The organism is Lacibacter sp. MH-610 (assembly GCF_045780045.1).
Taxonomy (GTDB): domain Bacteria; phylum Bacteroidota; class Bacteroidia; order Chitinophagales; family Chitinophagaceae; genus Lacibacter.
Map to the genome: position 1 here is coordinate 636,078 of NZ_CP116002.1, position 13,629 is coordinate 649,706.

General features: G+C 40.5%; 10 protein-coding genes. 2 read left to right on the forward strand and 8 right to left on the reverse strand.

All coding sequences use genetic code 11. From position 1 onward, the window contains the following. Positions 1-21: 21 nt before the first annotated feature. Genes PDL71_RS02895 through PDL71_RS02910 form a run of 4 tightly spaced genes read right to left on the reverse strand, consistent with a single transcriptional unit; the run spans position 22 to position 6,963 of the window. Entirely contained in the window at positions 22-3,600 is a 3,579-nt protein-coding gene (locus PDL71_RS02895) for an efflux RND transporter permease subunit (protein WP_407525069.1), read from the reverse strand. Positions 3,601-3,657: 57 nt separating this feature from the next. Next, positions 3,658-4,845: an efflux RND transporter periplasmic adaptor subunit gene (locus PDL71_RS02900; protein WP_407525072.1), complete on the reverse strand. Its 1,188-nt coding sequence runs from the start codon at positions 4,843-4,845 to the stop codon at positions 3,658-3,660. Between the two features lie 23 nt (positions 4,846-4,868). Further along, positions 4,869-6,284 carry a TolC family protein gene (locus PDL71_RS02905; protein ID WP_407525075.1) on the reverse strand — a complete coding sequence of 472 codons (1,416 nt, stop codon included), beginning with the start codon at positions 6,282-6,284 and terminating at the stop codon, positions 4,869-4,871. Next, positions 6,262-6,963, reverse strand: a complete 702-nt coding sequence (locus tag PDL71_RS02910) for a TetR/AcrR family transcriptional regulator (protein ID WP_407525078.1) — start codon at positions 6,961-6,963, stop codon at positions 6,262-6,264. Before PDL71_RS02910 ends, PDL71_RS02905 begins: the two co-directional genes overlap by 23 nt. Before the next feature lie 84 nt (positions 6,964-7,047). On the opposite strand from PDL71_RS02910, the gene PDL71_RS02915 reads away from it, so the two are divergent. Both PDL71_RS02915 and PDL71_RS02920 read left to right on the forward strand, forming a co-directional pair. Beyond that, positions 7,048-7,650, forward strand: coding sequence for a DUF502 domain-containing protein (locus tag PDL71_RS02915; protein WP_407525080.1), 603 nt, complete (start codon positions 7,048-7,050; stop codon positions 7,648-7,650). 154 nt (positions 7,651-7,804) lie between these two features. Further along, positions 7,805-8,770, forward strand: coding sequence for a zinc dependent phospholipase C family protein (locus PDL71_RS02920; protein ID WP_407525083.1), 966 nt, complete (start codon positions 7,805-7,807; stop codon positions 8,768-8,770). 86 nt (positions 8,771-8,856) lie between these two features. On the opposite strand, the gene murA is transcribed toward PDL71_RS02920, so the two are convergent. The 4 genes from murA to PDL71_RS02940 all read right to left on the reverse strand — a co-directional run bounded on the left by murA (position 8,857) and on the right by PDL71_RS02940 (position 13,180). Then, a complete protein-coding gene (murA, locus tag PDL71_RS02925; protein ID WP_407525085.1) occupies positions 8,857-10,167 on the reverse strand; it encodes a UDP-N-acetylglucosamine 1-carboxyvinyltransferase in 1,311 nt (436 codons plus the stop codon). Positions 10,168-10,269: 102 nt separating this feature from the next. Beyond that, on the reverse strand, positions 10,270-10,950 hold the full coding sequence (locus tag PDL71_RS02930; protein WP_407525088.1) for a DUF4290 domain-containing protein: 681 nt from the start codon (positions 10,948-10,950) through the stop codon (positions 10,270-10,272). Between the two features lie 102 nt (positions 10,951-11,052). Beyond that, positions 11,053-12,648 (reverse strand): T9SS type A sorting domain-containing protein, encoded by a 1,596-nt coding sequence (locus PDL71_RS02935; RefSeq protein ID WP_407525091.1) that lies wholly within the window; start codon positions 12,646-12,648, stop codon positions 11,053-11,055. Between the two features lie 64 nt (positions 12,649-12,712). Beyond that, positions 12,713-13,180: a hypothetical protein gene (locus tag PDL71_RS02940; protein WP_407525093.1), complete on the reverse strand. Its 468-nt coding sequence runs from the start codon at positions 13,178-13,180 to the stop codon at positions 12,713-12,715. Between the last annotated feature and the right edge of the window lie 449 nt (positions 13,181-13,629).

The following is a 13,629-nucleotide window of genomic DNA, read 5'->3' on the forward strand; positions in this document are numbered from 1 at the left end:
ATCAAAACCAACTGTATTATTTTATGCTTTTGCCGGTACCTTCCGTTGCTGGCCCAGCCATACTTTCTTGCCTTGAATGGCTCTAACCAGGTACATGATACCTACAAAGATGAAGAAGAAAGGACCAAGGAAACCAAACAATGCCACGTACTTGGTGCCATAGAATTTTTCCATGGGTCGCTTTAATCGTTCAGCAATGATGTACATACTTGGTACCATCATCAACGTTAAGAAAAAGGCGAAGATGAGACCATAGATAATGGTCCAGCTCAGCGGTCCCCAGAACACAACGCTATCTCCTCCAAAGAAAATTTTAGGATCAAGATGTTGGAACAATGAAACGAAATCAATATTAAAGCCAACAGCGAGCGGTAATAAACCAAGCATCGTAGCTAATGCGGTTAACAATACAGGTATGATACGGATCTTACCTGCCTGTATGGTGGCTTCCCTGATTTTATAACCACGGCCTCTCAACTCATCTGTAAATTCAATTAATAGAATACCATTTTTAATTACAATACCTGCCAAACCAACAATACCAACCAGGAACATGATGGTAGCAATGGTTTGCCCTGTAATTACATAACCGATCAACACACCAATTACACTGAAGAAAATTTCAGTAGTTACAATAAACGGTTTGCTCAAACTGTTAAACTGCAGTACAAGAATCAGGAAGATCAAACCAATAGCAATTGCTAATGCCATACCAAGGAACCGTGAAGTTTCTGCTTCCTGCTCACTTTGACCACTCTGCCGAATGGTTACCCCTTCAGGCAAACGGGTAGCTGCTTTAAATGCATCAATCTTCTCTTTCAATGCAGCATTAATTGGTGCTGCCTGTGTAGGATCAGCTACGTTGGATTGTAACTGAATAGTACGTTTAAAGTTTTTGCGTTTTACTCCACCACTTGTACTGGTATAATCAAATTTTGCCACTGCACCTACCGGTACCTGTTTAATCTGACCGGTTGTGAAATCACGGAAAGTGATTTTCATATTCATCAGATCGTTAATGTTGTTGCGCTGTAAATCAGAGTAACGTAATTGAATTTTATATTCATCATCACCCTGCTTTAATTTACTTACTTCACTTCCAAATAATGCAGTGCGTATTTCCATCCCTATCTGTCCGGTACTTACTCCTTCAATCAAGGCACGCTCTCTGTCAATGGTTACGGTTATCTCAGGATTATTTAAATCCACATCCAGTTGCAGGTTTTCGATTCCCTGTACACGGTTGGTGTCAAGATAATTGAAAAGATTAGTCGCCACTTTTGCTATCTGGTCAAAGTCTTCACCCACTACCTCAATATTTACAGGAGGCTCGGTGGGAGGACCACCGTTTTCCTGTTCTACACTGATAGAAGCGCCGGGAATATTTTTAATACTGTTTCTTATCTGTGTTAGGTATGGAGCAGAAGATTTTCCATGACGTTTTTCAAATTCAACAAATGAAATCTGAATACGGCCCAGGTTACTCTGCGTGCTTCTGTTATTATCCATCGGGTTATTGGCACTCACGGCTACGTTGGCAATAACACTTTCAACAATGGAACCTTCTGCACCCGGTTTTTCATCTTTTAAAATTTCATACACTTTCTTTTCCAGTGATCGTGTTACAGAATCTGTTGTGCGTACATCAGTACCAACCGGCATTTTCAAATAGACATAAATAAAATTGGGATCACCACTGGGGAAGAAGGTTGATTTGGTTCTGCCCGATGAAACACTCATGAACAGTAATACTGCAGAAATCAGGAACAGAACAAATAAAGACACAAACGCCCACACAGGCCTGGTTCCTTTTAAAATCCAGCTCAATAATTTTTCATAACTCCTCATTAAGTAAGGCAATGCCCTTTCCTGGAAAAAGTAAATGGAATCACGAAGTACATAGCGGTTAAGTACACCGGCCAGTGCCATGAAGAACAACAGGTTTCCGGTACCATGATTGCCCATTACATGCATAAGAATACCAATGCCCCAGAAGGCCCACCAATAAGGTTTGCGGAAGATAGCTTTCTTAGATTCATCATAAGCCCTTCCTTCCGGCTTCATAAAGCTCACCGCAAACACAGGGTTGATGATAAAGGCAACGATTAATGAAGCAGCCAATGTTAAAATGAGCATGGTGGGTAAGTAAATCATGAACTTACCAATGATGCCCTTCCAGAACAGCAGCGGAAAGAACGGCGCAAGTGTAGTGGCTGTACCTGCTAATACCGGAATAAATACTTCTCCTGCTGCTTCCTTAGCACTTCTTACAATAGGTACTTTACCGTTATGATAAATACGATGCGTGTTTTCAATTACTACAATGGCATCATCCACAATAATACCCAGACCAAACAGCAACGCAAACAATACAATAAAGTTGAGTGTAACTGTAGTGCCGATGATTCCATCTGCAACAGGTAAAAACAGGAAGGCAACAAATACACTTAAAGGCACACTGAGGGCAACAAAGAACGCATTGGTAACACCCATGAAAAACATGAGGATGAGTAACACCAGTATAAAACCGATAATGATGGTGTTTACCAGTTCATTAAAAGAGGTCTTGGTTTGCTTACTCTGGTCACCTGTAATGGTTACTTTCAGATCTTTTGGTATTTCATCATTATCCTGCATTTCTTTTACAGTAGCCTTGATTTTATCGGCGGCATTGATGAGGTTTTCTCCACTGCGTTTAACAATATTGAGAGTGATTACATTCTTACCATCCAATCTTGCAAAACTTTCTAATGTTTTTACAGTATCTTTTAAGGAGGCAATATCTTTCAGATATACGGGTGCGCCGTTAATATTTTTTACAACAATATTCTCCAGGTCAAAAGCAGTTTTAAACTGACCACGAATACGAACAGTGCGTTTCATATCTCCGCTTTCAATTAAGCCGGCACTGATATCGTTGTTCTCTCTTTGTACAGCTGCTTCAATATCATTAAAGCTTACCCTTGCACCGGCCATGCGGTAAGGATCCACATTAATCTGTATTTCACGTTCAGGAGCACCCACAATATCAGCTCGGGTAATTTCACGAAGGTCTTCAAAATGATCCTGCAGCTTATCAGCATATTGTTTCAGCTTGACGCCATCATAATCACCGCTGATGTTTACATACATGATGGGCATTTCACTAAAAGCAAACTCCTGCACATCCGGTTGCACCGTTAAGTTTTGCGGTAAGTCAGTTTTTGCTTTATCTACCGCATCTTTTACTTTCTGTTTAGCAAGGTCTGTTTTAACATCTGTATCAAACTCAACAATGATGAGTGAAAAATCCTGCTGCGATGTAGACTGTACTTTTACTACACGTGCTCCACTGATGCTTTTAACCTGTTTTTCAATGGGTCTTGTAACCAGGTTTTCAATATCAGCAGGTGAGTTACCCACGTACACTGTTGCTACAGAAATAGTGGGTACTACAATGTCAGGAAACTGTTCCTTGGGCATCGTGTTGAATTTGTATAAGCCATACAGTGTTACAAGAATCGTAACAATGTAAATGGCCGTACGGTTATCAACACTCCAGCTGGTAGGTTTAAATTCTTTAAACTTTTTGCCGATGCCTTCTATAAAATTTGATTGCATAATTTCTTGTTTTGGTGGTCTTCTTTAGAATGAATATTCCGCTGTCATAATTTCTCTTTAGTTGGCTGCAGTTGTTTGGCCATCTATCTGCACCACCTGTTTGTCATATACGCTTTGATAACCGGCAGTAACCAGCTGCATACCCGCCTGTAAGCCTGCTTTGATTTCAATCATATTATTGTAGGACTCACCAACCTGTACCGGTATCTTTTTAACCACATTCCTGTTTTTACTGTCTTTCTCAACAGTATAAACATATTTTCCGTTTTCGTCTGTCTGTACAAGGTTTACAGGTATAACCACAGCCGCAGGAGCACTGTAATCTTTAATGCGTAAAGCAGCAATGGTGTTAGGACGAACCGTGCCACCCGGAATTGAAGCTTCAATGGCAAATGTTCTGCTGTTAGGATCAATAAGCTGTGAGGCAAGATTTATTTTTGATGAATAGGTTTTTCCTGCATCCGGCAAAGAAATTTCAACCTGGCTGCCTACATGTACACGGCTCATATAGTTTTCAGGAATATTAGCCTTTACTTTCAATGTACTGTTATTTACAATCTGAATCTGTGGACCACGGGCACCTGCTCCTGTAAACATTTCACCCACTTTTACATCTACTACATCAGCAATGCCGTTTACAGATGAAGTAACCGTGTACAACCTGATTTGCTCATTGAGTGTTACCAATTGTTTTTCGAGGGCCTCAACATTGTTTTTGGCAGTTATGAGCTGCACTTCACTACCAATATTCTGCTCCCACAAGTTCTTTTGACGGTTATAAATATTCTTTGCAAAATCAAGTTGTACCTGTAATTGCTGCAATTGTGTACGCAACACTTTATCATCCATCTTTAAAATGAGCTGTCCTTTTTTTACATACTGTCCTTCTTTAATGTAGATGGCAGTTACTACACCACCCATACCATTTGCAGGAGCTATGTAAGAAATATCTTCGGCAGTTACGGTGCCTTGTATATCAATGTAATGACTGAAATCCTGTATGGTTACAGGTGCTGCAGCAATGAGTTTAGCTTTGTTCAGCAGCGCAGCAGCAGTATCAAGCCTGGCTATTTCCTCTTCCAGTTTTTTGATTTCTGTAGCGGTTACAGCCATTTCTTTTTTCAGTTTTTCCAACTGTGCTTTTTTATCGCCTAAACTTCCTTTTTTCTCTTTAGCGCCTTCGCCGCAGGCGATTACAAGTAATGCAAATGTGGCGGTGAGTGTGTATTGAATAATCTGTTTCATAATCTGTTTTTTCGGTTGTGATATTATTGGAGTTTTCCGGTTGCTTTTAAGTAAGAAATCTTTGCTACTACCGCCTGGTATAAGGCGTCGAAATAATTTCCCTGTGCCCGTTGCAACTCAGTGTCTGCAGTTAGTATTTCAAAACTGCTGCCCACACCCTGCTCATATTTCTTTTTAGTAGTGTTATAAACATGCTCTGCGAGCTCCAGGTTTTTTTGCTGGGCATCCATATTGATGATGGCATTACGCAGGTTAATCTGTGCTGCATTCTTTTCAAAGTCAATTGCTTTTCTTGTATTATCAAGAATATTGTTTGTTTTATCAAGCGTGTATTGTGCCTGCTGGATTTTATTCTTCTTTACTCCAAAATCAAAAATGGGAACGCTCAGGTTTAATCCTACAAGATTGGAGTTAAACCAAAACCAATTGCTTCCTGTAAACGCAGAAAAGTTTTTATTAAGTACTCCCTGTTGCTGAAACTGGTAAAAGAACGAAAGCGTGGGTAGATAGCCGAGTTTATTACGACGTACATCTAACTGCTGCAGTTTTTGTACGCTGTTGAGCAGGCGCACTTCGCTGCGGCTGTTGTAATCAAATGTGCCATCATCCAGTGTATTTTGTTTTACTAACTCCGGAGTAAGCTTATCTGTTAAAGACAGTTTATCTGTTTGCGCAAGCCCCAGTGTAAACTTTAATGAAGCGTAACCCAACTCAATAATATTCTTTAACTGTGTTTCTGTTGCTTTGGTGTTGTTGAAGGTTACGGTTGTTTTATCCAGATCCAGCTTTTCAATAAAACCATTTTTAAACAACTGTTCCTGATCAGCCCGTAATTTTTCCAGCCGCTGCAATGTTTGCTGCAGTACTTTTAATTGCTCTTCGCCTATGAGTACCTGGTAGTAGGCCTTCTGTACCTGCTCACGGATTTTATCTTCTGCCACTGCGATGTTTTCTTTGGCATATTCAATAGATGTTTTGCGGGCAATGAGTCCTACAAACACATCCGGCTGAAACAGCAACTGATTCAGGCTTACACCTGCAGAGGCATTCCAGGGTTGCACAAAGGAAAACTGGTTTAAGGCAAATTCCTGTTTGGGTTGAATTACATTGCCACTTCCGTCTTTTACACCTTCCTGGTTCAGTACACGGTAAATATCTGTTGCTCCTGTACTGGGGAAAAGAATGAGGGGTAATGTGAGGTAGTGTGTTAATTGAGCGCTTCCTGTTATTTGAGGAAGTGCCGATCCTACGATTTCACGGTTCTGCGCCAACTGTTTGAGTGAGTCAATACGCAGGTTTTTTACTTCAGCTACATTTTTTAATGCCAGGTTCACAGCATCCTGTACACTCAATTTATAGTCTGTTTGAGCATAGGCAGTGATAGTGTTCAGCAAAACAAGTAATGCAACTAACCATTTACTTTTTGTTAGTCTTGTCATAGCTTCTTTTTTTGATTTGTTCTTCTTTGTATTTGGTGATTAACTTATATCCTTTAAGTGTTGCTAAGCCGTACAAAAAATGCTCCATGGTTTCCCGGGCAACAGCAGCCAGGTTATACTTGGTAGGTGCAGAGGCTGCCATACTGAACGCCACCATCATGGTTTCTACCCGGAAGCGGCTCATGGTTTCCACATTAATATCCGGGCGGTAGAGTTCTTCTTTAATACCACGTTTAATATTGTTGGCCACTACCTGCTGCAGGTATTCATCCTTCATCTTTCTGAACTTTTGATAAGCACGGGGATGAAATTTTTCGATATCATACAGTATCATAGGATTCAACTCAGAGAACTGTTCATGAATTTCTTCCATGGTTAGAAATATCTCATCAATGGCATCCTTGGATTGATTTTTACAGAAATCACATTTAATATGCGTTTCTGAATTCTTATAATCCATTACGGCATCTACCAGTTCATCTTTATCATTAAAGTACTGGTAGATGGTTTTTTTACTCATGCCAAGTTGCGAAGCAATATCATCCATTGAAACGGAACGAAAGCCGTAACGCATGAACAGTTCATGTGCCTTACTTTGTATTCTTTCTTTTATATCCATATTGTAAGAAATCGGAGGCAAAACTATGGAAACTTTAAACGTTGCCAAAGTTTCTATCATGATTTTTTTCCGCTGGTAACAAAAAATTAAAATCCGAACATGCGTTTGTAAAACAGTATTTTTGATTCAAGAAAACGTTATTCTATGTTCAAATCCTTCAATTTCAGAAAGTTGTTTCAATACTTTCTGCAGGGTTTATTGGTAACTGCACCACTGGCAATTACCGTTTTTGCCATTTACTGGATTGTAACCAGTATTGATGAACTCATCCCCATTTTTACAACTGTTGAGGATGGCCGGGTTAAGGTTCGGAATTTTGGTTTGGGTTTTCTCATCATCATTGCCTCTATCTGCATCATCGGATATTTGAGTACGTTTTTTATTCAAAGCCGGATTTTTAACCTGTTTGATCACTGGCTGGAAAAAGCCCCCGGCATCAAATTCATTTATACCACCGTTAAAGATTTCTTTGAAGCTTTTGCAGGCGAAAAGAAAAAATTCAATCGCCCCGTGCTTGCTAATATTGATGACAATGATGTGTGGCGTGTTGGTTTTTTAACCAATGAAGATGTGAGTGACTTAGGGCTGAAGGACTATGTAGCTGTCTATGTGCCCATGAGCTACTCCATTGCAGGCAATGTTTATTTAATACCTTCCAACCGTATTAAATCACTGGATTCACATCTGTCGCCAACTGAAGCCATGAAATTTGCCATCAGCGGTGGTGTTACCAAAGTGGACGAATAAAACGGCGAATTACTTTTTGAGCTTTGTATTTTTTTTGAAATTAGCGGTGAATAAAAATACAGTACGATGCGGGGCTTAGAATGTTGAGCCAATGACATGGATAAATTGTTTGGGTTGTAGCTGTGTTTCTTGATAATGAAACAACAATCGATACATGAAAAAATTTTTGTTAAGCCTTCTCTTGCTCTGTTGCTGGCAACAGGTTTTTTGCTGGGGCTTTTTTGGTCATCGTAAAATCAATTACCTGGCGGTTTTTTTGTTGCCTCCGGAGATGATTTCTTTTTACAAAACACATATTGATTTTTTATCAGAACATTCGGTTGATCCCGATAAGCGACGTTATGCTATTCCTGAGGAAGGCCCCAGGCATTATATTGATATTGATCATTACGGCATTTATCCTTATCCTCAACTTCCTCGTTCTTATGACAGTGCTGTGGCTAAGTTTACAGAAGATACCATCCAGGCTTATGGCATTGTACCCTGGTGGGTGCAAACCATGCTCGGCCGTTTAACCTTTGCTTTTAAAGAAAAAAACCAGGCCCGCATTTTAAAACTCAGTGCAGAAATCGGTCATTATATTTCAGATGCACATGTTCCGCTGCATGCCAGTCATAATCATAACGGACAGTTTACCGGGCAAAATGGTATTCATGGTTTTTGGGAGAGTCGTATTCCGGAACTGCTGGCCGACAGGGAATTTGATTTCTGGATTGGTAAAGCAGAGTACATCAAAAAGCCGGGTGAGTTTATCTGGGCACGTGTACTGGAGAGCGGCGCTGCTTCAGATACAGTGCTTCGCTTTGAAAAAGAACTTACGAATGCTTATGCCAGCGATGCCAAATATTCATTTGAAAACAGGAACGGTGTTACGGTGCGTACGTACTCAGCAGGATTTACAAGGGCGTATAATGAAAAATTGCAGGGTATGGTGGAACGCAGGATGCGGCAAAGCATTTATGCAGTTGCCAGTTTCTGGTACACCGCATGGGTAAATGCAGGTCAACCGGATTTGAAAAATCTTTTGAATAAAGAATTCAGTGCAGAAGATTTGAAAGAGTTTGAAGAGCTTAATAATACCTGGCGTAAAGGAAAGATACAGGGCCGGGAGCATGAATAAATTAACGTAATATAAAATGCAGTTTTTAAATGGTAGTTGTTGAAAACGGTACATTCCGTTTGTTATATCTTTTAATGCATTTGAAATTATCCTTCAATTCTTGTAATATCAGCTCCCAGTTTTCGTAAGCGTTCATCAATGTATTGATAGCCCCTGTCAATCTGCTCTATGTTCTGAATAATACTCTTTCCTTCTGCACTTAATGCAGCAATGAGTAATGCCTGGCCGGCTCTTATATCCGGACTGCTCATGGTAATACCTCTCAGTTTCTGTTCCCGCTCCAGTCCTATTACCACTGCACGGTGCGGATCACACAAAATAATCTGGGCTCCCATATCAATAAGCTTATCTACAAAGAACAAACGGCTTTCAAACATTTTCTGATGTATGAGTACGCTGCCTTTTGCCTGAATGGCGGTTACCAGTACAATGCTCAACAGATCCGGTGTAAAGCCGGGCCATGGATGATCATAAATAGTGAGTACACCTCCATCAAAATAACGCTGTATTTCATAAAGCTCCTGCTCGGGAATATGAATATCATTGCCTTTAATGTCCAGTTGAATACCCAGTTGACGGAATTTATCCGGAATGATTCCGAGATGCTCTACACCTGCATCTTTAATAACAATATTACTCTGCGTCATTGCTGCAAGACCAATGAAAGACCCAACTTCTATCATATCAGGTAAAATGCGGTGGGTGGTTCCTCCTAAAGTATCTACACCTTCAATGGTAAGCAGGTTGCTGCCCACCCCACTGATACGTGCACCCATACGGTTAAGCATGGCACATAGTTGCTGAATGTAAGGCTCACATGCTGCGTTATAAATTTGTGTGGTGCCGCTGGCCATACAGGCAGCCATTATAATATTGGCAGTGCCGGTTACAGATGGTTCATCCAGCAGCATGGTAACACCTTGCAGTTGCGGAGCGGTTAAATGAAAAAATCCATCCTCAGGATGATAATCAAAACGGGCACCTAATTTTTCAAACCCGATGATATGTGTATCTAATCGGCGGCGGCCAATTTTATCTCCGCCGGGTTTTGGAATAAAAGCTTTTTTGTAACGGGCCAGCATAGGGCCGGCCAGCATTACACTTCCTCTTAAACGTCCGCTTTTCTTTTTATACGTTTCACTGTGCAGGTAATTAATGTTTACATCATCTGCCTGAAAGATACAGGTGTCTCTTTGCGGTCTTTCTATTTTCACATTCATTTCACCCAATAACTCAATCAGCAAGTTGACGTCAATGATATCGGGAATATTGGTGATGGTTACTTTTTCTGCAGTAAGTAAAACAGCACTGATAATCTGTAAGGCTTCGTTTTTAGCTCCCTGCGGAATGATATCACCTTTTAGTTTATTGCCGCCTCTTACCTGGAATGAATGCATGTGACTGAATTTAAAAATCAATAATAGATGCGTGTTGTTGAGGCGAATGTAAATAAAAAGGGGACGTTTTTGCAAACATCCCCTTTCAAACAAATGGTTGAATTAATATCTTTTTTTAAATTTTCCGCCACGGTTATCTCTTCCTCCGCCGCCATTGTTACGGCCGCCGCCACCACCACGTTGTTGAAAATGTTTATAACGTTTGCCGCCACCGCCACGGTTATCACGGAAATCATCGCTGGGTCTGTACTGTCTTACAAAAGGTTTGTTGTTGAACTCAAGTTCTCCTTTGGTAATCGCCTGCAACTCTGCCTGGATCGTATCATCCTGTACATTCTCTTTATGCCAGTTGTTGTAAGACAGCTTCATGTAATAAGCAATGGCATTGGCAAATCCCTGTTTCTTTTCAGGGTTTTCTTCGCTCAGTGCTTTATTAATTACCAGTTCAATATTTTTTCCGAGGTGATTGTAGCGGGGATAACGTTTAGGGTAATGCAAACGCTGAGGTTTTGCTTTGAGTGTTTCCCGTGTAGGAATAGGATAAGGACTTTCTACATCCAGTTTAAAATCTGAAATTACAAACAGATGATCCCATAGCTTATGACGGAAATCTTCTACGTTTTTGAGATGCGGGTTGAGAAAACCCATCAGCTCAATTACCACATGTGCCTGCTCCTGGCGTTTCTTTTTATCTTCTATGGTTAACAGGTGGTCAACCATTTTTTGTATATGTCGTCCGTATTCACGAATACTTAAACCGGACCGGGTGGTATTATATTCCATACTTTATTTAAAAGACAAATGTAAGCATACGGCTGTAAATAAAAGAACTGCCCTTTTCAGGGCAGTTTTAGTTTAAGAACAGGTAAGCAAAAAGAAGGTGATTTATTTTTTGATGATTTTTTCAGTAGTGATTTCAGATCCGTCAATGATCTGCAGCAAATACATGCCGCTACTCATAAACCCGGCTTCAATACGGTTGTAGCCGGTAGTCATACGACCGGTGCCCAGCTGGCGTCCGTTCATATCTACCAATCTCCACTGGTAAGAACCATTGCTGTTTACCACTACACTGTTTTGGTTAACAATATTGGTAAGCAGGTTGTATTTGTTGCTGTTCTTAACAGGGCGAAGAGAAACGATGTTAGAATAGTATTTCAGTTGTGAGGCGGTAACTACATGTAAACGGTAATACAAGGTTGTTTTTTCAAGCGGCTGGTATACGAATTTGCGGAGCGTTCCATTGATTGTTTGCAGGTTTGTAAATGATTTACCGTCAGATGATACTTCAACAGCTATCGATTCAACCGGTTCGTCAGCAATGATATTCCAATCGAGCTCATGTTTTTCATTGTTAATACGTGCACCTAACTGCAGGTCATATACAGGCAACACAGCGCCTGCCACATAAGAACCGCTCAGTGAGTAATTGCCAAGCATACCATAGTTGGTAGTATTTACATTACCCACATTGGTAACACGTATAAAATAAGTTCCTTCATTCAATACAGAATCAATAATTGCCTGTACTGATGTAGAAGGATTATACACTCTGATTACGGAACCATTAGAAGCCAGTAAAGAAATCTGCAGATCAATATTGGCTGATTGTGTTCCGTTTCCTACGTTATTGGGAGTGCCGTTTAACACAAAGCGGCCTCTTTCAACCAGGTTAAAACGAAACATATCAATATCATTCGTAGAGTTGATGAATGCACTGGTGGCAAAAGTGGAACCATTGATGGTTACGGTGGCTGCCTGTGCTGTGTTGCTTCCTATATCGTCATTGCGGTAGCCGAAACCGTTCTGGTTGCTGGCTATAATACTCAAATCATCTTGTGTTGTACCGCAACTGGTAGAAGTACCATTATGCCACAGTGTAAGATTGCGGGAATAACTGTTGCCCATAATAGGAGCCCAGCTGATTTCGCCACTGCCAATGCCGGGATTGTATTCAAACTGCAGACCACAGGAAGCATTGTACAATTTCTGATGTTCCAGTCCTAATGTATGACCTGTTTCATGTGAGCAGGCTTCTGCAATAGATTTCGGATTCCAGTTTAACAGGTTACTGAAAACAAAGCCCGGTACATCCTGCGTCCAGCGGAAAGACGGGTTGTAAGCAACACCACCGGCACTTCCATACCATGAACTGTAGGAAGTAATGATGATTCTTTGTCTTCTGCCGGGTGTAGCCGCCAGAAACACAGTGGAGTCTGTAGTAATGTTGAGATTAAAAGGCCTGAAATCTTCAGCTACCTGGTTAAACACACGGGTCATCTGGTCAGTGGTTAAACCCGATGGTGTAGCATAAAACGGAGTAACCGTCCAGAAAGGTGAAGAAACTGTTTGGCCATCAAAATCAAGGAAAATAGTTGCTGATGCTTGCGGGTAACTGTTTAAAACAGGCACTTGTGCATTTGCAACTGCTGCGGTTAATAGCAACGCCTTCAGGCTCAGGGCAACGATGAAGCGTTTCATGGGATTGGGATTTAGTTTGGATTATTGGTTATATCTTCTTCAGGGTATACGGATAAAAAACGGGCTAATCTGCTATCATTTGCGAAAGGTTTTTTCGGGTCCACATATAATTGCCGGTAATAATATCTTTCTCCAGCATAATCATGTCGCTGATGTCACGGCTGGTAATAAGGCCCATGAAATCAATACTTCCATCTGCTTTAGTAAACTTTGAAACAGAAAGGATCAATCCTTTTTTCTGCTGACTTTCAACAGTAACAATCTCCAGGCCGTTGCTTTCACGGGTTTTAGTAATTACTTTGCCGCTGAAAACAAAACCATCCGCTAACTGAAAACTGACCTGCTCGTCAAGACGAACACTCAGAATTTCATTAAGAAAACCGGGCTTTACTGAAAACTTGGAGGAAAGATGTTTGAATTGCTGAGGCTTACCATCATGCTTTTCTTTACCGGAAGTAAAATGAAAATCTTCCTGGGAAAAGGCGGCGGATACGGATAAGCTCATTACAAGAATGAATGCAAGCTTCTTCATAGAATTTGGTTTTAACTTGGATACAGAATTAAATCTCCTTACAAACTTATAATCAAAAAACGAATAGAAAAACAGTCATTTTTCAAAACTAAATGGAAGACCCCGCTGGAAAGCGGGGTCGTTTACCCAAAATCCACATTGTAAAACCATCAACTTGCTCCCGTTGCAGTATCAGATAGCTGCCTCGGGAAATTCGTTTTTTTCCTTTATCCTCAATGCTTTATGAAGAATTTTATGTAGTGTTAAGTGTTTCATTCTCTTGGAAGCAATTATTATTCCAAAATCGGTTCAGCGGTTGTTTTTTTTACAGGCAGAGGGCAAGTGAATTTTCAAAATCTAAGTGTATTTTCTTAAAGTAACTGATAGTATTTTTTACATAATTTTTATTCTTCATTAAAGTTACAATAACTATTTGAGCCCTGCAATCGTAACAGCAATGATTTTGTGCT